Source organism: Paracoccus maritimus (genome assembly GCF_025195095.1).
Classification (GTDB): domain Bacteria; phylum Pseudomonadota; class Alphaproteobacteria; order Rhodobacterales; family Rhodobacteraceae; genus Paracoccus; species Paracoccus maritimus.
In genome coordinates this window covers 32,555-52,108 of sequence record NZ_JANAVZ010000002.1, presented here as the reverse complement: position 1 = coordinate 52,108, position 19,554 = coordinate 32,555, and the positions used below count along the sequence as shown (strand labels likewise).

The following is a 19,554-nucleotide window of genomic DNA, read 5'->3' as shown; positions in this document are numbered from 1 at the left end:
GCCATGCGCTGCGCGCAAAAAAAAGCGCCCGCACAAGGCGGGCGCAAGTCATGAGGCAGGTTTCATACAGGCAAGAAACCTATCGAGCAGTGAGTTATTTATACGCGACTCCCCGCCCGAGTCCAACAGTGAAGTTCGCGCTGCCATTGACGCCTCTGGACCGAGCCTGTTGAAATCGCGGGCAAACAAAGAACGACGAGGCAGGCGGCGATGCGAATCTTCAAAAACCTTAACAAATGCGCGATCAGACGCGGATTCACGATCTTGGTTCTAGCGACAGCCGGTGTTGCAGCAATGCCGCTGGCAAGTCCCGCCGAGCCGACCCATGGCATTGCAATGTATGGAGAACCTGCGCTGGAGAAAGGCTTTTCCAGCCTTCCCTATGCGAATCCGGAGGCCCCGAAAGGCGGGACGATTCGTCTGGCCGAACCCGGCAGCTTCGATTCCCTGAAACCCTGGGTGCTGAAGGGAAATGCCGCCTGGGGCGTCGGCGTGCATGTCGCCGAGACGTTGATGATGCGGTCGATCGACGAGCCGTTCACGCTGTACGGGCTGCTGGCCGAGTCGGTCGAAACCGATCCCGACCGGACATGGGTCGAGTTCACCCTGCGCCCCGAGGCTGAATTTTCGGATGGCTCGCCCGTGACTGTCGAAGACGTGATGTGGTCCTACAAGACGCTGGGGACCGTCGGTCATCCGCGATATCTGGGCGCCTGGGCCAAGGTCGCCAAGATGCAGAAGACCGGCGACCGCAGCATCCGGTTCACGTTCAAGGAAAGCGACCGCGAACTGGCAATGCTGATGGGGATGCGGCCGATCCTCAAAAAGTCCCAGTGGCAGGATCAGAATTTTGCGGAATCCGGTCTGGAACCGCCAATCGGCTCGGGTGCCTATGTGATCGACAAGGTCGATCCCGGCCGGTCGATCAGCTTTCGGCTGAATCCCGATTACTGGGGCAAGGATCTGCCGATCAATCGCGGCCTGAACAATTTCAACGAGATCCGGTATGATTATTTCGGCGATGCCAGCGCAATGTTCGAGGCATTCAAGGCCGGCGACGTGAACATCTGGCGTGAATTGTCGCCGCAGCGTTGGCAGAACGAATACGATTTTCCGCTGATGACCGAAGGCCGCGTGGTCAAATCAGAAATTCCGAACGAACGGCCTTCGGGTATCATGGGTCTGGTCATGAATACCCGCGATCCGATCTTCGCCGATTGGCGCGTGCGGCAGGCGATGATCGAGGCCTTCAATTTTCAGTTCATCAACAACACGCTGAATGGCGGCGCCGATCCGCGGATCACCTCGTATTTCTCGAACTCGGTGCTGGCGATGCAGCCGGGACCGGCCGAGGGGCGCGTTCTTGAATTGCTAAAGCCCTTCGCGGACAAGCTGCCGCCCGACGCGATCGAAGGCTACAGCTTTCCCGAAGGCAGCGAGCGGATCCTGGACCGCGGCGCGCTGCGCCGCGCGCTGAAGCTGATGGAAGAAGCAGGCTGGACCGTTCAGGACGGCGCGATGAAGAATGCCGACGGCCGTCCGTTCAGTTTCGAAATCCTGCTGAACCAGTCCGGCAGCGCGATGCGATCCGCATCCGAAACCCAGCAGATCCACGACATCTTCCTGCAGGCTCTTGGCAATCTTGGCATCACGCCGCGGGTGACGCTGCTTGATTCCGCCCAATTCGTTCAGCGGACCAACAACTACGATTTCGACATGACGTGGTATGAACGCGCGCTGTCGCTGTCGCCGGGTAATGAACAGCTGCTGTATTGGGGCCATGACGGCGTCACCCTGCCCGGCAGCCGCAACTGGATGGGCATGAACAGCCCGGCGGCCGAAGCAATGATCGGCGCGATGCTGGAAGCGACGACCGAGGACGAGTTCACATCCGCCGTGCGCGCACTGGATCGTGTCCTGACGGCCGGCAGATATGTGATCCCGGTCAGCTTCTCGCCGATCTCGCGTCTGGCCCATTCCGCCGACCTGCATTATCCTGAAAAGACACCCCTTTACGGCGACTGGCCCGGGTTTCTTCCCGAGGTCTGGTGGCAGGAGGCAAAAAAATGAGAGCAGTCGCAACAATAATCCTGGCCTGCGCGTTGCTGGCCGGATGCAATACGGTCGCCGGTGTTGGCGAGGATATCACCGGCTCGGCCCGCTGGTTCCAGCAAAGCCTACCGAGGAGTTACTAGATGAAATGGCACCACGTTCAGGAAAACTGGCCGGCCTTCTACGAGGCGATTCAGGACAAGTGGCCCGAGGTTGACGAGGCAGAACTGGACGAGATCGACGGCGAACAACGCGCCTTCGTCGCCTATCTGGCCGAGGTCACCGGGCAGGAACCATCCGAGGTTCGCGACGAACTGCGCGAGTGGCTGGCCGGTGAGATCCCGTCCGATGTCGTCATGGACCCGATCCACGACAATCATTCGATCAAGCTCAGTTCCAAATATGTGAACGAGGGTGAGGACGAATACGACGACGACGCCCGCTTCGGCGACGACAACGAAGAGCCCGACGACAGGGATTGATCGCCGCCTGCGTCGCGACAAGGGTTGCGATCAACCGGGTGATCTGGCACTTGCGGCCGGCCGCCGCAGGGCGAGGGTCCAGATCACGGGATATGCGATGTCCAACACGCTGAAGATCGCCGCAGGAAGCATCGTCGTCGGCATAGCCGTTCTGGGGCTGAAGCTGCTGGCATGGGTGATGACCGGATCTGTCGCGCTGCTGTCGGATGCGCTGGAAAGCACCGTCAACGTCGCCACCGCGATCGCCGCGCTGATCGCCATACGCGTCGCCGCGCGCCCGGCGGATTCGGATCATCCCTACGGCCATCACAAGGCGGAGTTTTTCAGCGCCGTGCTGGAAGGCGTGATGATCATCGTCGCGGCGCTGCTGATCATGCGAGAGGCGTGGCTGGGGCTGATGCATCCGCCCGCTCTGAACGCGCCGTTCGCCGGGATCGCGGTCAACGCTGCCGCGGGTGTGCTGAACACGATCTGGTGCTGGGTGCTGATCAGGCAGGGACGGCGTCTTGAATCGCCTGCGCTTGTCGCGGACGGCAAGCATCTTCTGTCCGATGTGATCTCGTCCGTCGGGGTGCTGTCGGGCGTTCTGCTGGCCGTGGCAACCGGCTGGACCGTGCTGGACCCGCTGCTTGCCGGTCTGGTGGGGCTGAACATCCTCTGGTCGGGATGGAAGGTCACCGCGTCCTCGCTCAGCGGATTGATGGACGAGGCGGTGTCCGACGACACCCTGGCGGATATCCGGGCGATCATCTCGGACAAGGCCACCGGCGCGCTCGAGGCGCATGACCTGCGCACCCGTCACGCCGGCAGCGTGACCTTCATCGATTTTCACCTTGTCATCGACGGTCAGACTACGGTCGATGAGGCGCATGACATCTGCGACCGGATCGAACAGTCCCTGCGCGCGCGCCTGACCGACGCGCGCATCACCATTCATGTCGAGCCGGAATACAAGGCCAAGCATTCCGGCATTCTGGTGTTGTGACCTGACAGGACCGGGTTCAATAGATCCCGCGCGCACCTTCTTTCCAGACAGAGGGCAAGACGACCACCGCCGCGCCGTGCGGGACGCGTTCATAGATGTCGATGGCGTCCTGATCCAGCAGCCGGATACAGCCCGACGACACCGCCTGGCCCAGGTATTGCGGCTCGCACCCGCCATGGATGCGATACAAGGTGTCCTGACCGTTCTGGAACAGATACAGCGCGCGCGATCCCAGCGGATTGCCCGGACCGCCATCCATGCCGCCATTGGCGATCGAATAGGGTTCCAGATCGGGACGCCGGGCCACCATCTCGTCCGGTGGTGTCCAGCGGGGCCATTTGCGCTTGAACTGCATGCGTGCCGCGCCGTTCCAGGCAAAACCGGCAGCACCCACCCCCACACCATAGCGCAGCGCCATGCCGTCTTTTTGGATCAGGTGCAGCAACGCGCGATCGGGATCGACGACGACGGTGCCGGGCGACTGGTCGGGATACGGGTTCTTGACCTCTTGCCGCCACAGATCGGGCGGAACGACGCCTTGCGGGACGGCCGGGATCGGGAACGGTTCGTCATTGATGGCGCCATAGCGCGCCGGCAGCATCTGCATCGCCGGCGATGGCAGCGTGGCAACGGGCTTGGGTTCGGACTTGGCGCATGCGGCCAGAACGGCGGCCGAACCACCCGTCAGAAAAATGCGGCGTTTCATGATATTTCCTTGAATGCGGTCTGAACTGACATGCGCCCACGCGGGCGCCACGATAATGGGTCAGCCCTTGCGCGGCGGGTCCAGCAGCCCCGGCGGCTCGATCCCCTGCAAGGCCGGGGTTCCGCGCGGCCAGGACAGGCTTGCCCGTCCACCTGTAGGCACATCGATCCCCGCAGGTGGCACCGCATGATCGTGCTGGCATGGATAGCCCGGCAAGGCCGGACCGTGACAGCGGCGTTGCGGGGTCGCCTCGGCAACGCTCGTTTGCGCGGCGCGTTCCTCCATGGCCATCTGTGCCATGTCGCTCGCACGCGCCGGATATGCGTGGCCGAACGCGCCCCACGGCAGCAGCGCCAGGACAAACAGTGACAAAATCGCCGCGGACAGGTTCTTCATGCCACTCATCTTCCAGATGCAGCCGCCCGCGTCGAGACGCCGAACCCACACGACGATTCACGTCCCGGTGAAGTCCCCTAGGCGGCCAGCCGCACCCAGACCGGAACGTGATCGCTGGGTTTCTCGCCTGCCCGCGCCTCGCGGTCCACGCCTGTCTCGACCATCAAATCCGCAGCCTGCGGCGACAGCAGCAGGTGATCGATCCGGATGCCGTCATCTCGGTTCCAGGCACCGCCCTGGTAATCCCAGAATGTAAACGGGCCGCGCCCGGCCCAAGGATCGCGGATGCGCACCGCGTCGATCCAGCCCTGCCACAGGATCGACCGAAGCGCCGCACGGCTTGCGGGCAGGAACAACGCGTCCTCGGCCCATTTCTCGGGTTTTGCCGCGTCGCGAGGCTCTGGGATCACGTTATAGTCGCCCAGCATCACGACCAGCATCTCGCTGGCCAGCAGCGACGCCGCATGGACTCGCAGACGTTCCATCCAGGCCAGCTTGTAGTCGTATTTCGGGCCGGGCGCCGGGTTGCCGTTGGGCAGATACAATCCCGCGATACGAACTGCGCGATCACCGACCACGGTCGCCTCGATATAGCGGGACTGATCGTCCGTCTCGTCACCCGGCAGGCCACGCGTCACGTCCTCCAGCGGCAGCTTCGACAGGATCGCGACCCCGTTGAAGCCTTTCTGCCCGTGGGTTTCGACATTCCAGCCCAGATCGCCGAAATGTTCGCGCGGAAAGCCCTCGTCCACGGATTTGATTTCCTGCAGGACCACGACATCGGCATCTGCGCCGGCCAGCCAGTCGGTCAGCGCCCCGATCCGCGCCTTGACGCCATTGATGTTGAAACTAGCGATCTTCATGGCGGCATCTTTATCAGCGGCACCGTGATTGGCAACCTGCACCAAGCCGTGTCACTGTGATGGAAGGATGTCCTGTCGCCTGCTTGCCCTGATCCTGTGCCTGATCCTGCCCGCATCCGTTGCGTCGGCATCGGATCGGCCGCGCGCGGGGCTGATGTGGAACCAAAGCGGGCTGCCCGCGACATTTCCCCTGCATATCCGAACGCCGCCCGGTCGGGATTATGTCGTATTTCTGGTCGAACCGGATCAGGATCGACGGGTGATGGCGGGCTACATCCATGGCGGCGATCTGTTTCGCATTCTTGTCCCCCCCGGTGAATATGACCTGCGCTTTGCGCACGGCACCGAATGGCATAATCAGGAAACCCTGTTCGGCGCTGAAACAGAATGGACCGAAACCACGTCGCCTCTGGAGTTCCGCATCATCGGAATCGGTCGGCGCAGCGGCTATCTAGTCACGCTGATCCAAACTGATGGAACCGTGAAACTGGCCGAGGCGCGACCGCAGGACCAGTGCCAGATCGCGACATTTGATAGCTCGGTCATGGAACTGGAAGAAGCCGCGCGAATCGCGCGGCTTCTGGGCGGCCCGGATGCGCCGGACCATCCGCCGTTGCGCTATCTGGAACAGGAACTCGAACTTCGCTCGCGCGTCTGCGACTAGATCACATTGAAAAGGACGTGCCGCAGCCACAGCTCGAGGTGGCGTTCGGATTCTCGATCACGAAGCGTGCGCCGATCAGCTCGTCCTCGAAATCGATGACGGCACCGGCCAGATAGGGCAGCGATACCGGATCGACCACGACGCGCTGACCCGCGCTTTCCAGCACAAGGTCGTCGTCCTCGGCCCGGTCAAGACGGATATCATACTGGAAACCGGAACATCCGCCCCCGGCAACCGCGACCCGCAAGGGGCGGATCTCGCTGCCGTCATTGATCTCGGCCAGGCGGGCAAAGGCGCGTTCGGTGACTTTCGGAGGCAGGTTCATGGGGCGTTCCCGTTTTCGTCCTTGGGTGCAGAATATAGGGTTTCCCCGCATCTCTCGCAAGGAAGGCCCGCATCCGTGAACATCGCCCCCTACGCCTGCCAGCCCGAGGACAGCCGGGGCCGCCTGTGGCCTGAACGGATGTCTACCTTCCGTTCGCCCTGGCAGCGCGACCGGGACCGGATCATCCATTCCAGCGCGTTCAGGCGGCTGAAACACAAGACCCAGGTCTTCGTCGAGCATGATGGCGACGCCTATCGCGGCGACTATTTCCGCACCCGGCTGACCCACACGATCGAAGTGGCGCAGGTGGCGCGAACCATCGCGGGCGCGCTGGGGCTGAATGCCGATCTGGCCGAGACGGTGGCATTGGCGCATGATCTTGGCCATCCACCCTTCGGACATACCGGCGAGGACGCGCTGGCATCCCTGATGGCGCCTTATGGCGGGTTCGATCACAACGCGCAGGCCCTGCGGATCGTGACCAGGCTGGAACGGCATTATGCCGATTTCGACGGTCTCAACCTGACATGGGAAGCGCTTGAGGGGATCGCGAAGCATAATGGTCCGGTCACGGGCGATCTACCCTATGCGCTGGCCGAGGTGAACGCCGAATGGGATCTGGAACTGACGACCAATGCCAGCGCCGAGGCGCAGGTGGCGGCGGTTGCGGACGACGTGGCCTATAACCATCACGACCTGCATGACGGGCTGCGGGCGCAGCTGTTCACCGAGGACGAGCTGGCCGAACTGCCGGTGATCGGCCCGGCCTTCGCCGAGGTCGACCAGCTTCACCCTGGCCTGGACCGCATGCGGCGTCGGCACGAGGCGCTGCGGCGTGTGTTTGGGGTGATGGTCGAGGATGTGATCGCGGTGGCGCAGAACCGCCTGACAGGCCTGCAGCCGCAATCCGCGCAGGAAATCCGCGACATGGACGGGCCGATCATCCGGTTCTCGAAACCACTCTACCAGAACATCAAGGCGATCAAGTCGTTCCTGTTCACACGCATGTATCGCGCGCCCTCGGTGGTCGTCGAACGGACCAGCGTGACGGCGATGCTGAACGATCTGTTCCCGCTGTTTCTGGACGATCCGGCGCAGATGCCCGATCACTGGGCCACGATGGCGGGATCGGCACCCGACATGACGCATCGCGCGCGGATCGTGCTGGACTATGTGGCCGGCATGACCGACCGTTACGCCATCGCCGAACATCAGCGGCTTTGCAGCCAGAAGGGCACGGGCTGAGTTCGCGACAAGGATTCTTTTTCCCTGTGATGTGAACCTGTCGGCGCGGCATCGCGTTGGTGCCGCGAAACCTCAACGGCACAAAGGAGGCCAGAAGATGGTCAAGTTCACGCGCAGCGGATCGGCAAAGTGGCAAGGCGGGCTAAAAGACGGCAAGGCGACGGTTTCGACACAATCGGGCGCCCTTTCGGATCAGCCCTACGGCTTCAACACGCGCTTCGAAGACAAGCCAGGCACAAACCCCGAGGAACTGGTTGGCGCAGCACACGCATCCTGCTTTTCGATGGCGCTGTCGAAGATGCTGGAAGAGGCGGGCGTCGGCGGCGTCAGCATCGAGACCACCTCGAAGATCACGCTGGAACAGGACGGTGAGGGTTTCACCATCACCAAGGCGCACCTGACCACGACCATCTCGGGCGACGGCGACAAGGCGAAGATCGAGGAACTGGCGCAGCAGGCCAAGGCCGGTTGCCCGATCTCGAAGCTGTTCAATGCAGACGTGACGATGGACGCCACCGTCTCTTGACGCCCCAACAGGCTTCACGAACCCGAATGCTTCGCCGCGCGGAATCCGGTTCCGCGCGGCGATTTTCTGTTTGACGATCAGTCGGCCGCACGTTTTCGTCCCAGCATCTCGACCGCCTTCCGAACGGCGACATAGAAGACCGGGACAAGGAAGATGCCGATTGCCGCCGACGACGCCATGCCGCCCAGAACACCGATACCGATCGAGTTCTGTGCCCCTGCCCCAGCGCCGCTTGCGATGGCCAGCGGCAAGACACCCAGCATGAAGGCAAATGTCGTCATCAGGATCGGGCGCAGCCGCATCCTGGATGCCTCGATCGCGGCGTCCAGAAGTGATTTGCCCTGCGCCATCAGCGATTGCGCAAACTCCACGATCAGGATGGCGTTGCGCGACGCAAGCCCGATCGTGGTCAGAAGCCCGACCTTGAAATAGACGTCGTTCGACTGCCCGAAGATCAGTGCCGCCGCCAGTGCGCCAAGAATGCCCACCGGCACTGTCAGCAGCACCGCCAGCGGCACCGTCCAGCTTTCATATAGCGCCGCCAGAGCCAGGAACACGACCAGCGCGGACAATGCAAACAGCACCGGCGCCTGATTGCCCGACAGCCGTTCCTGATAGCTGAGGCCGGTCCAGGCTGTGCCATACCCGCCATCCAGTTCACCGACCATCTGTTCCATCGCCTGCATCGCAGCCCCAGATGACAGACCCTGCGCGGCTGCACCGCTAAGTTCCAGCGCCCGGCTGCCGCCATAACGTGCCAGCGATTGCGGTTCCTGTTCCCATGATTGCGTGGCGAAGGCCGCGAAAGACACCATCTCGCCCTGATCGTTGCGCGCATACCAGCGTTCGATGTCGGCGGGTTGGGCGCGCGCCTCGGCGTCGCCCTGCACGATCACCGGACGCAGCTCGCTGCCCAGGGCGAAGTCATTGACATCACGACCCGCGAAGATGACCGACAACATCGCGTTGACCTCGGAGATCGACAGGCCGAACGCGGCCGCCTTCTGCTGATCTATGTCCAGCCGCAAGGTTGTCTGCGTGGGCGATTCGTTGCCGCGCAGGTTCACGACCCGCCCGTCCTGCTGTGCCGTCTGGACCAGTTCGTCGGCGGCCTTAGACAGCGCCTCCTGCCCGTTCCCGGCCTGATCGACCAGATACATCGAGAAGCCCGAGGACGCACCCATGCCCTGAATCGCCGGCGGTTGCAGGAAATAGACCTGGCCCGACCGGTTGGTCATGAAGAAATGCGCGTTCGCCCGCTCGACCAACGCCGCCACGTCCTGCCCCTCGCGCTGGTCGTAGTCGCGCAGCTTGGCGAAGACCATGGCGTTGTTCTGCCCGGACCCGCCGAAGCTGAAGCCCAGCGCGGCAAAGACCGACTCGACCGCCTCGGATTCCTGGTTCAGCAAATAATCCTCGACCTTCTCGACCTGCGCGCGGGTCTGGGCGGTGGTTGACCCGTCCGGGCCCTGCACCATCACCAACATCACGCCCTGATCCTCGTCCGGCAGGAACGATCCGGGCAGGCGTTCATACAGAAGGAACGCCCCTGCCCCGATCGCCACCAGCAGGATCAGCGTCCGGAACGGACGCCGCACCATCCGCGTCACGGCACTGCCATACCCCGAGGTGGCCCGGTCGAGATTGCGGTTGAACCAGCGCGCAGGCGCAATGCCGTCGCCGTGTTTGCGTGGCCGTAGCAGGCTGGCGCACATCGCCGGCGTCAGGATCAGCGCGACACCAAGCGACAGGACCATCGCGGTAATGATGGTGATCGAGAACTGACGATAGATTACGCCGGTCGATCCTGACATGAACGCCATCGGCAGAAAGACCGCCGACAGGACCAGCACGATCCCGATCAGGGCCGAACTGATCTCGGTCATGCTTTTCTCGGTCGCCTCGACGGGGCCCAGCCCCTCTTCCTCCATCACGCGCTCGACATTCTCGACGACCACGATGGCATCATCGACCAACAGACCGATCGCCAGCACCAGCGCGAACATGGTCAGGGTGTTGATCGAGAAGCCAGCGGCAGCCAGAACCCCAAAGGTTCCCAGCAGGACCACCGGGATCGCAACAACCGGAATGATCGTCGCCCGCCAGCTTTGCAGGAACGCCAGGATCACCAGGAACACCAGTACGACCGCTTCGGCCAGTGTGTGATAGACCTGATTGATCGATTCCTCGACAAAGGGCGACGTGTCGTAAGGATAGACGATATCCACGCCCTCGGGCAGCGATGGGGCGATGCCGGCCAGCACCTCGCGCACGGCAGAGGCGGTATCCACCGCGTTCGCCCCCGAGGCGAGGTTCACCCCGAACCCGGCCGCAGGCTGACCGTTATAGCGCGATGCCCCGCCATAGCTTTCCTGCCCGATCTCGATCCGGGCGACGTCCCCCAGAAATACGGTCGAGCCGTCCGGATCGACGCGCAGAAGAATGCGTTCGAATTCACTGACCGTGGAAAGCTGCGACTGTGCCGACAGCGGGATCGTCAGACGCTGTCCTTGGGGCGACGGCTGGCCGCCAAGCGTGCCGACGGTCACATTGCTGTTCTGTTCGGACACGGCTGCGGTGATGTCTGCTGGCGTCACCTGATACTGGGTCATCTTCATCGGATCCAACCAGATCCGCATCGCGTAACCCGAACCGAACAGGTTGATCGATCCGACCCCCGGCGTGCGCTGAACCAGCTCCTCGACCCGCTGCGACACCAGATCGCCCAGTTCGACCGTGGAATAGCGCCCGTCGCTGCTGGTCAACGCACCGACCAGCAGGATCGAACTGGTCGAACGCGAGACGTTCACCCCGGACTGCTGGACCAGATCGGGAAGCTGACTTGTCACAAGCTGCAACTTGTTCTGCACCTGCACCTGCGCGATGTCGGGATCGACACTGTCGTCGAAGGTCAGCGAGACCGAAGCCGATCCGGGCGACGAATTCGAGGTCATGTAGATCAGACCATCAAGTCCGGTCATGCCGTCCTCGATCACGGCGGTCACCGAATCCTCGACGATCTCGGCAGATGCACCGTTATAGCCGGCGCTGATGCGGATGGTCGTCGGCGCGATCTGCGGATACTGCTCGATCGCCAGGCTTTGCAGGCCAAGCCCGCCGACCAGCATGGTCACGAGGGCCAGAACCCATGCGAAGACAGGGCGGTGAATGAAAAAACGGGCCATCTGCGATCACTCCGCCGGCTGGTCGGCGCCGGTCGCGTCCTGCGTCCCCGCCTTGGGTTCCGGCGCGACCTCGCGCACTACGCCATCGTCGTCAAATTCCACCGCGACGGTCTGCACCTCGGCCCCCTCGGTCAGCCCGCTCAGCCCATCCACGGCCAACATGTCGCCCGGCTCTATGCCCTTCGTCACGATCCAGTTGTTCTGCCACGTTCCGTCTTCGGTCAGGCGGCGCTGGGTCGCCTTGCCGTCCTTGATCACCCACGCGGTCAAGGTTCCGGTCTTGTCGCGACTGGCGGCGGACTGCGACACCAGAAACGCCGATACGGTGCCCAGATCGACCTGACCGCGTACGAACATGCCCGGCAGCAACAACCGGCGTGGATTGTCGAAACGAAACCGCGTGTCCACCGAACCGGTCGAGGTCGAGACGCTGAAACCCGGTGCGACCAGTTCGCCTGTGGCCTCGTAGGTCTGGCCGGTCTCCAGCGTCAGGGTCGCTTGCAACTTGTCGCGCATCTGCAACCGACCCTCGGAGATATCCTCGAAGACACGCAGCATCCGGGCCGACGGCTCATACATGTCCACCTCGATCGGGTCCAGCTGCGTGACTGTCGCCAGCGCGTCAGCCTGGCCCGCCGTGACCAGATCGCCGACCGACACCTCGGACACGCTGGCCATCCCGTCGATCGGGCTGGTGACGGTCGTCCAGTCCAGATCGGCTTGCGCCAGCCGCTGCGCCGCCTGCGCCGACTGCAGACCGGCGCGCGCCTGTTCCAGCGTTGCCCGCGCCGCATCGACCTGCGCCTGCGTCGTCCCGGATCCCACAAGCTGCTGGGTCCGGTTGAAGGAGGTTTCGGCCTCGGTCAGCGTTGCGCGGGCCGAGGCGACCTGCGCTTCCGCACTGCTGAGATTGGCGGCATAGGTGGTGTCGTCGATGCTGAACATCGGGTCGCCCACCTTCAGGGGCCGCCCCTCGTCATACAGGATGCCGGTGATGATTCCGCCCACCCGCGGCCGTATTCCGGCCCTGGCAGCCGCTACCGCACGGCCCGGAACGGTCACGATCCGCGGCACGTCCTGACGCTGCAACGTGACGACGCCGACCTGTTTCGGAGGCGCTTCCTGCGCAAGGGCGATCCCCGAAAACGTCAGCAAGGCAAGTATCGCGAGCCGGATCGCGTGTCTTGGACTTGGCATCATCCTATCCTCTTGCAGGAGCAAACCGGCCGGACATTGACGATCCCGGCGCGGGTGTTGTTGCATGAACTTGCGCGCCGTGCAATATTTGCATCTGATGAAATATTCGAGAGCCTGCCCATGACCGAGACCGCGACACTTCGCGATCGCCGTCGCCGCCAGACGGCCAGCGAAATTCAGGCCGCTGCGTTGCGGCTGGCCCTGCGCGACGGACATGATTCGATCACGACCGAAATGATCGCGTCCGAGGCAGGGATCAGCCTGCGCACCTTCTTCAATTACTTCCCGAACAAGCAGTCAGCCCTGGTGGGCCGGCAGCCGGTGATCGAGCAGGATCTGGCGGACTGGTTTCGCAACGCGGACGGCACCCTGATAGACGATCTTTGCGAAGTCCTGCGCCGTCATATGCATGCCATCGATCTGCACCGCGACACGGCACGGATGATCGACAGGCTTCTGGCCCGATCTCCCGAACTCATGCCGGCGTTTCACGCATCGTTGCAACGATTGTCACAACAGCTGTCGCAGTTGATCCTGACCCGGACGGGACCCGACCATGCTCCCGAAGCCGAGCTGGTGGCCGAGATATTTGCCCATGCGCTGGCAAACGGGTTTCGGGCATGGGCGTCGGATACGGACATGAAAATCGACGATATCACGTCCATCCTCGCAACGCAGATCCGCCGGATTCAGGCGCTTTTGCAACGCTGACGCGGCAATCCGGTTCAGAACGCCATCATGCCAAGATATTTTGTGCCGGTGATCGGCTTGCCGTCATTGGCCAGCAGAAATCCCGAGATCACCCGGATCAGCCCCCAGACGGCAAGGAACGCCCAGATCAGGAAACCGATCCCGACGATCATGGTGACCAGCGCCAGCAGACCGATCGCCAGGCTGATCCAGAAGGTGCGGATCTGGAACGTCAGATGGCTGTCCAGCAATTCGTCCCTGCCCCGCGAGAAATAGGCATAGATCACGCCGGCCAGCGCGGTGATGGCGACCGCGTAGCCCACCGCATAAAGACCATAGACTATCTTTGCCGGGGTCAGGTCAGGGGCGGTCTGCGGATCGGTCACGGTCATGGCAGTCTCCTTGGGCGATCAGGGCTGGCCGTAAAGAGCGCGCGCACGCTCTTCGAAGGCCCGTACGATACGCGACATGGCCTCGTGAAAGACGACGCCGATCAGCTTTTGCAGAATGGCATTGCGGAATTCGAAATCAACGAAGAAATCGACATGACAGCCGCCATCCGCAAGGTCCGTAAAGGTCCAGCCGCTGCGCATGTATTTGAACGGGCCATCCAGATATTCCGTGTCGATCCGCAACGCCCCGGTCGAGGGATCGGCCGGAAACAGGACGACCCGGCTGCCGAAACGCTCGCGAAACACCTTGAAACTGATGACAAGATCGGCCGCGATTTCCTCGCTGCCGTCATCGCGGGTCTGGCGGGACCGGATGCGGGCGGCGCTGTTCCACGGCAGGAATTCGGGATAGCGTTCGACATCGGCGACGAGGTCGAACATCTGCTGCGCCGAGTAGGGAAGGTTGCGGCTGTCCTGATGATGCGGCAAGGGAGGCTCTTGAGTTTCGGGGCGTCGCGTCGTGTGGTGCGAGCCACGCAATAGCAGGGCAAGCGGGCAATGAACAACCTGATCTGGCTGTTAAGGGCTTCGAAATGGGCCCGCAATCCGCCCAGCCCGCGCATGGTCAAGCTGGTGTTGGCGATTGTCGCACTGGCCGCGGCGCTGGTCGTGCTGGAAAAGCTGGGCTGGTGGCCCGACTGGGCAAGGCTTGAACACGGGCGGGGCGTCCGCCTGCCGCGCTGATTGCCCTAGCGGCGCGACCGCGCAGTCGCCCGCGCGCGGGGACGCGAGGCCGCGCAGGCCGACAGCAACAGAATGGCGCAAAAGGCCGAGATCGGGGCAAGGGCGTGAATGGTCATGTGATCCTCCGGTTCCGTATCAGGGATATGGGCTACAGCCCGGCCTGGCTGAATGTGTCGCATTGTCTCATGTCGCCCGAACGATAGCCACGCATCAACCATTCCTGGCGCTGCTCGGCGCTGCCATGGGTAAAGCTGTCGGGCATCGGCGTGCGCCCGGCATTCGACTGAATCACATCGTCGCCGACCGCGTGGGCGGCACGCGCAGCCTCTTGCAGGTCGCCCTCTTCCAGGGTGCCGAAACGCTGATCCGCCTGCCGCGCCCAGATTCCGGCATAGCAATCGGCCTGCAATTCGGTCAGCACCGACAGCCTGTTCGACCGCGCCTCGTCCATGCGGCCGCGCGCGGCATTCACCTGCCCCAGCGTCCCGACAAGGTTCTGGACATGATGGCCAACCTCGTGCGCGATCACGTAGGCATAGGCGAAGTCGCCGCCCGCGCCCATCTTCTGCGCCATCAGGTCGAAGAAATCGGTATCCAGATAGATCTTCTGATCGTTCGGGCAGTAGAAGGGCCCCATCGCCGCGGACGCCCCGCCGCAGGCCGACTGCACGACGCCGCTATACAGAACCAGCCTGGGGTCGGCATAGTCGCGCCCTGCCTGCTGGGGCAGAATGGCAGCCCAGACCTCTTCCGTGTCCGCCAGAACGACCGAGACGAACTGGCCGTATTGCTGATCACGCTCGGACAGCGGCGCGTTGGCCTGAGGCTGCCCCTGATCCAGTTCCCGCACCACCGGCGAGATGTCGATGCCGAAGAAATATCCGAAGGCCAGCACCGCCAGCATGCCGACGATGCCGATCCCCCCTGCCCCCGCGCGGCCCATGCCGCGCCGATCTTCGATATTGCCGCTGCCGCGTCTGCCCTGCCATCTCATCGCGTAACCGCCCTTTGCTGATGTCCCCGCCGCGTGCGGCGCGACCTGTTCACCCGATCAAACTGCCCCAAGCGGTCCGTGCGCTTTCCGTCCAAGGGCAACGCCAAGATCACAGCAGCGCGAAACGGACGCAAGATGCTTGACCGCATCCCGCCATCGGTCCATCCACAGCGCCGATAACAGGAAGGGACCGTGATGCTGCGCAGGCTTTACGACTGGACCATGGGCCTGGCGGCGCATCGTCATGCGATGCCGTCCCTTTTCGGGGTCAGCTTCATCGAAAGCTCGGTCTTTCCGATCCCGCCGGACGTGCTGATGATCCCGATGGTTCTGGCCGATCGCACCAAGGCCTGGGCGATCGCGCTGGTGGCGACCGCCGGATCCGTTCTGGGCGCGCTGCTGGGATACTGGATCGGCGCGGCACTGATGGAATCGGTCGGGCAATGGGTGCTGACCGTGTATGGCAAGGAAGAGGCGTATCACCATCTGGCCGCGCGTTTCGCCGAGTATGGCGGATGGGCGGTGCTGTTCGCTGCGCTGACGCCGTTTCCCTTCAAGGTCATCACGATCTTTTCCGGTGCCGTCGGACTGCCGCTGCCGCTGTTCCTGCTGACCTCGGTCATCGGACGGGCTGCACGGTTCTTCGTCGTGGCCGGGCTGCTTTGGCGGTTCGGCCCGCCGATCCGCACCTTCATCGAGAACCGGCTGGGGCTGGTCTTCACGCTGTTCATGATCGCGCTGATCGGCGGTTTCGTCGCGTTGAGGTATCTATGAGGGGTCTTCGTCTTGGCTTGATGGCTGGTGCGGGTTCGGCCGCGCTGCTGATCGCGGCACTGGGCTTTCAGGCGGCGGGTTATGCACCGTGCGAGTTGTGCATCCTGCAACGCTGGCCGCATCTGGCGGCGGTGATCGTCGCGGCCCTGCTATGGCTGACCGGGCGCGTCCGGCTGTTCGCGATCCTTGGCATGGCCGCCGCGGCGGTCGCGACGGGACTTGCAATCTATCACACCGGGGTCGAGATCGGCTGGTGGCCGGGACCGGCCCATTGTTCCGGCGGCGTGGGCGACATCGCCCGCCTGTCCACCCAGGATCTGATGGCCAAGCTGCAAGCCGCGCCCGTGGTGCGCTGCGACGAGATCGCGTGGTCGTTTCTTGGCCTGTCGATGGCAGGCTGGAACGCGCTGTTCTCGGCCGGGTTGACGCTGATCTGGGCGCGCGCGGCGGGCTTGGGCCGCTAGGCCCGCGTCCGGCCGCAAAAAGGCCCGGGCAAGATTGCCCCCAGCATCCGTGTCGGCTATACCGAAACCCAACAAGATGTTGAGGAATTCCCGTGGCCGACACCCCCGAAGACGATCTTCCGGAAACCCCCGACTCGGGCGAAGAAAACGGCGCGACCGAGCGCGTCGTGATGGCTCATGACGGGCCGGTGATCGACATTTCGTCCGAGATGCGGACATCGTATCTGGACTATGCGATGTCGGTGATCGTCAGCCGTGCGATCCCCGATCTTCGCGACGGTCTGAAACCCGTCCATCGCCGTATCCTGTATGCGATGAACGAGACCGGCAACACCGCCGACAAGCCCTATCGCAAATCGGCCCGTCCGGTCGGCGACGTGATGGGGAAGTATCACCCCCATGGCGACGCCGCGATCTATGACGCGCTGGTGCGGATGGCGCAGGATTTTTCGATGTCGCTGCCGCTGCTGGACGGCCAGGGGAATTTCGGCTCGATGGACGGCGACCCGCCCGCTGCGATGCGCTATACCGAAGTGCGCATGGACAAGCCGGCGAATTTCCTGATGGCCGATATCGACAAGGAAACGGTCGATTTTCAGGACAATTATGACGGCAAGGACAGCGAACCGACCGTGCTGCCGGCGCGGTTCCCGAACATGCTGGTCAACGGCGCTGGCGGCATCGCCGTCGGCATGGCGACCAACATCCCGCCGCACAACCTGGGCGAGGTCGTGGATGCCACTCTGGCACTGATCGAAAATCCGGATCTGCCGACCGAACGGATCATGGAGATCATTCCCGGCCCCGACTTTCCGACCGGCGCGATGATCCTGGGCCGATCCGGCGCGCGCAAAGCATATCTTGAAGGCCGCGGCAGCGTCATCATCCGTTCTCGTACCCATATCGAGGAGCCGCGCAAGGACCGTTTCGCCATCGTCATCGACGAGATTCCCTATCAGGTCAACAAATCCAGCATGATCGAACGGATCGCGGAACTGGCCAAGGAAAAGCGGATCGAAGGCATTGCCAGCGTGCAGGACGAATCCGACCGGCAGGGTGTGCGCGTTGTCGTCGAACTGAAACGCGACGCGACACCGGACGTGGTGCTGAACCAGCTGTTCCGGTTTACCCAGATGCAGACCACCTTCGGCTGCAACATGCTGGCGCTGAACGGTGGCAAGCCGGAACAACTGCCGCTGCGCGACTTTCTGACCCACTTCATCAGCTTCCGTGAAGAAGTGGTGGCCCGCCGGACGGCGCACGAGTTGCGCAAGGCACGCGAACGCAGCCATGTTCTGTGCGGCCTCGCCGTCGCGGTCAGCAATGTGGACGAAGTCGTCGCGACGATCCGCAGCAGCGCCGACGCCGCCGAGGCGCGCGAACGCCTGATGCAGCGTCGCTGGCCCGCACACGCCATCGTCGAATATCTGCGCCTGATCGACGATCCTCGGCACCCGGTGAACGAGGACGGCACCTATAACCTGTCAGAAACCCAAGCCCGCGCCATCCTGGACCTGCGCCTTCAGCGCCTGACGCAGATCGGCGTCAAGGAAGTCACGGACGAATTGCAGTCGCTGGCCGAGGCGATCCGCGATTACCTTGCCATCCTGGCCTCGCGCGAACGGATCATGGCGATTATCAGTGACGAGCTGCGCGAGGTGAAGGAACTTTTCGCCGTGCCGCGTCGCACCGAGATCACCGAATGGTCCGGCGACATGCTGGACGAGGATCTGATCGAGCGTGAGGACATGGTCGTCACGATCACCTCGGGCGGCTATATCAAGCGGACCGCGCTGGCCGAATTCCGGTCGCAACGGCGCGGCGGCAAGGGCCTGTCCGGCATGGCCACCAAGGAAGACGACGTGGTGACCACGCTGTTCGTCGCCAACACCCATACCGAACTTCTGTTCTTCACCACCGACGGCATGGTCTATCGCATGAAGACCTGGCGGCTGCCGCTTGGCGGGCGCACATCCAAGGGCAAGGCGATCGTCAACATCCTGCCGATCGAACCGGGCGTGTCCATCGCGGCATTGCTGCCCATGGATGCACCCGAGGCGGAATGGGACAGATATCAGGTCGTTTTCGCGACAGATCAGGGCGATGTGCGGCGGAATGCGCTGTCGGACTTCACCAACGTCAAATCCAACGGCAAGATCGCTATGAAACTGCCCGAAGGCGTCAGCCTTGTGGGCGTGCGCATGGCGACCGAGGATGACGATGTGATGCTGGTAACCTCGGGTGGTCGTGCGATCCGCTTTCCGACAACGGCGGTCCGGGTGTTCAAGGGCCGCGATTCGACCGGCGTGCGCGGCATCCGCCTGACGCAGGGCGATAACGTCGTCAGCATGTCGGTGATAAGGCATTTCGAATCCGATCCCGCGGAACGCGTCGCCTATCTAAAGATGCGTCGGGCCGTTGCGGGCGCGCTGGACGATGGCGCCGAGCCCGACGAGGACGAAGAGGCCGTTGCGGAAGGCAGCATCACCCAGGAACGCTATGCCCAGATGTCGGCGGCCGAGGATCTGATCCTGACCATCACCGCGAAAGGCGCGGGCAAGATCAGTTCCAGCCATGGCTACCCGGTGCGCGGACGCGGCGGTCAGGGCGTGATGGCGATGGACAAGGCGATGCGCGGCGGCGCTCTGGTCGCAAGCTTCCCGGTCGAGACGGACGACCAGATCATGCTGGCGACATCGACCGGGCAATCGATCCGGGTGCCGGTGGAAGGGATCAGCTTCCGATCGCGCAGCGCCGGCGGGGTGCGTGTGTTCAACACCGCCACCGGCGAGGTCGTCGTATCGGTCGCACGGATCGCCGAACAGGGTGATGCCGAAATCGGAGACGACGACGAGGCGAACGACTAGGAT

General features: G+C 63.2%; 20 protein-coding genes. 11 read left to right on the top strand and 9 right to left on the bottom strand.

From position 1 onward, the window contains the following. Positions 1–210: 210 nt before the first annotated feature. The 3 genes from MU516_RS03370 (at position 211) to MU516_RS03355 (ending at position 3,519) form a co-directional block, all read left to right on the top strand. Positions 211–2,070 carry an extracellular solute-binding protein gene (locus tag MU516_RS03370; RefSeq protein WP_425606802.1) on the top strand — a complete coding sequence of 620 codons (1,860 nt, stop codon included), beginning with the start codon at positions 211–213 and terminating at the stop codon, positions 2,068–2,070. A gap of 125 nt (positions 2,071–2,195) precedes the next feature. Then, positions 2,196–2,534, top strand: coding sequence for a hypothetical protein (locus MU516_RS03360; RefSeq protein ID WP_260275789.1), 339 nt, complete (start codon positions 2,196–2,198; stop codon positions 2,532–2,534). A 97-nt stretch (positions 2,535–2,631) separates the two neighbouring features. Next, positions 2,632–3,519, top strand: a complete 888-nt coding sequence (locus MU516_RS03355; RefSeq protein WP_260275788.1) for a cation diffusion facilitator family transporter — start codon at positions 2,632–2,634, stop codon at positions 3,517–3,519. A gap of 16 nt (positions 3,520–3,535) precedes the next feature. Here the strand turns inward: MU516_RS03355 and MU516_RS03350 are convergent, their stop codons facing one another. From MU516_RS03350 to xth, 3 genes are all read right to left on the bottom strand, one after another. After that, positions 3,536–4,225: a L,D-transpeptidase gene (locus MU516_RS03350; RefSeq protein WP_260275787.1), complete on the bottom strand. Its 690-nt coding sequence runs from the start codon at positions 4,223–4,225 to the stop codon at positions 3,536–3,538. A 60-nt stretch (positions 4,226–4,285) separates the two neighbouring features. Then, a complete protein-coding gene (locus MU516_RS03345) occupies positions 4,286–4,621 on the bottom strand; it encodes a hypothetical protein (protein ID WP_260275786.1) in 336 nt (111 codons plus the stop codon). 77 nt (positions 4,622–4,698) lie between these two features. After that, a complete protein-coding gene (xth, locus tag MU516_RS03340; RefSeq protein WP_260275785.1) occupies positions 4,699–5,484 on the bottom strand; it encodes an exodeoxyribonuclease III in 786 nt (261 codons plus the stop codon). 67 nt (positions 5,485–5,551) lie between these two features. Between xth and MU516_RS03335 the strand changes: the two genes are divergently transcribed. Further along, complete coding sequence (locus MU516_RS03335) at positions 5,552–6,148, top strand: hypothetical protein (RefSeq protein ID WP_260275784.1); 597 nt, start codon at positions 5,552–5,554, stop codon at positions 6,146–6,148. Between the two features lies 1 nt (position 6,149). Here MU516_RS03335 and MU516_RS03330 read toward each other — a convergent pair whose 3' ends face one another. Further along, entirely contained in the window at positions 6,150–6,473 is a 324-nt protein-coding gene (locus MU516_RS03330) for a HesB/IscA family protein (RefSeq protein WP_209056365.1), read from the bottom strand. An 81-nt stretch (positions 6,474–6,554) separates the two neighbouring features. On the opposite strand from MU516_RS03330, the gene MU516_RS03325 reads away from it, so the two are divergent. Together MU516_RS03325 and MU516_RS03320 are read left to right on the top strand one after the other, a co-directional pair. Continuing rightward, the gene (locus MU516_RS03325; protein WP_260276243.1) at positions 6,555–7,718 is read left to right on the top strand and encodes a deoxyguanosinetriphosphate triphosphohydrolase; all 1,164 of its coding nucleotides are present in this window, start codon (positions 6,555–6,557) and stop codon (positions 7,716–7,718) included. 97 nt (positions 7,719–7,815) lie between these two features. Then, the gene (locus MU516_RS03320) at positions 7,816–8,244 is read left to right on the top strand and encodes an OsmC family protein (RefSeq protein WP_260275783.1); all 429 of its coding nucleotides are present in this window, start codon (positions 7,816–7,818) and stop codon (positions 8,242–8,244) included. A gap of 77 nt (positions 8,245–8,321) precedes the next feature. On the opposite strand, the gene MU516_RS03315 is transcribed toward MU516_RS03320, so the two are convergent. Next, positions 8,322–11,429 carry an efflux RND transporter permease subunit gene (locus MU516_RS03315; RefSeq protein WP_260275782.1) on the bottom strand — a complete coding sequence of 1,036 codons (3,108 nt, stop codon included), beginning with the start codon at positions 11,427–11,429 and terminating at the stop codon, positions 8,322–8,324. A gap of 6 nt (positions 11,430–11,435) precedes the next feature. Continuing rightward, positions 11,436–12,626, bottom strand: a complete 1,191-nt coding sequence (locus tag MU516_RS03310) for an efflux RND transporter periplasmic adaptor subunit (protein ID WP_260275781.1) — start codon at positions 12,624–12,626, stop codon at positions 11,436–11,438. A 120-nt stretch (positions 12,627–12,746) separates the two neighbouring features. Here MU516_RS03310 and MU516_RS03305 point away from each other — a divergent pair, with 120 nt between their 5' ends. Continuing rightward, positions 12,747–13,337: a TetR/AcrR family transcriptional regulator gene (locus tag MU516_RS03305; protein WP_260275780.1), complete on the top strand. Its 591-nt coding sequence runs from the start codon at positions 12,747–12,749 to the stop codon at positions 13,335–13,337. A gap of 14 nt (positions 13,338–13,351) precedes the next feature. Here the strand turns inward: MU516_RS03305 and MU516_RS03300 are convergent, their stop codons facing one another. Together MU516_RS03300 and MU516_RS03295 are read right to left on the bottom strand one after the other, a co-directional pair. Beyond that, positions 13,352–13,708 (bottom strand): DUF4870 family protein, encoded by a 357-nt coding sequence (locus MU516_RS03300; protein ID WP_260275779.1) that lies wholly within the window; start codon positions 13,706–13,708, stop codon positions 13,352–13,354. 18 nt (positions 13,709–13,726) lie between these two features. Beyond that, complete coding sequence (locus MU516_RS03295; protein WP_209056358.1) at positions 13,727–14,197, bottom strand: type II toxin-antitoxin system RatA family toxin; 471 nt, start codon at positions 14,195–14,197, stop codon at positions 13,727–13,729. Positions 14,198–14,266: 69 nt separating this feature from the next. Here MU516_RS03295 and MU516_RS03290 point away from each other — a divergent pair, with 69 nt between their 5' ends. Next, a complete protein-coding gene (locus tag MU516_RS03290; protein ID WP_260275778.1) occupies positions 14,267–14,452 on the top strand; it encodes a hypothetical protein in 186 nt (61 codons plus the stop codon). A gap of 148 nt (positions 14,453–14,600) precedes the next feature. On the opposite strand, the gene ypfJ is transcribed toward MU516_RS03290, so the two are convergent. After that, positions 14,601–15,446: a KPN_02809 family neutral zinc metallopeptidase gene (gene ypfJ / locus MU516_RS03285; RefSeq protein WP_260275777.1), complete on the bottom strand. Its 846-nt coding sequence runs from the start codon at positions 15,444–15,446 to the stop codon at positions 14,601–14,603. A 195-nt stretch (positions 15,447–15,641) separates the two neighbouring features. Here ypfJ and MU516_RS03280 point away from each other — a divergent pair, with 195 nt between their 5' ends. The 3 genes from MU516_RS03280 to gyrA all read left to right on the top strand — a co-directional run bounded on the left by MU516_RS03280 (position 15,642) and on the right by gyrA (position 19,551). Continuing rightward, positions 15,642–16,220, top strand: coding sequence for a YqaA family protein (locus MU516_RS03280; RefSeq protein WP_260275776.1), 579 nt, complete (start codon positions 15,642–15,644; stop codon positions 16,218–16,220). Then, complete coding sequence (locus tag MU516_RS03275) at positions 16,217–16,684, top strand: disulfide bond formation protein B (RefSeq protein WP_260275775.1); 468 nt, start codon at positions 16,217–16,219, stop codon at positions 16,682–16,684. Before MU516_RS03280 ends, MU516_RS03275 begins: the two co-directional genes overlap by 4 nt. Before the next feature lie 170 nt (positions 16,685–16,854). Beyond that, on the top strand, positions 16,855–19,551 hold the full coding sequence (gyrA, locus tag MU516_RS03270) for a DNA gyrase subunit A (protein ID WP_260276242.1): 2,697 nt from the start codon (positions 16,855–16,857) through the stop codon (positions 19,549–19,551). Positions 19,552–19,554 lie beyond the last annotated feature (3 nt).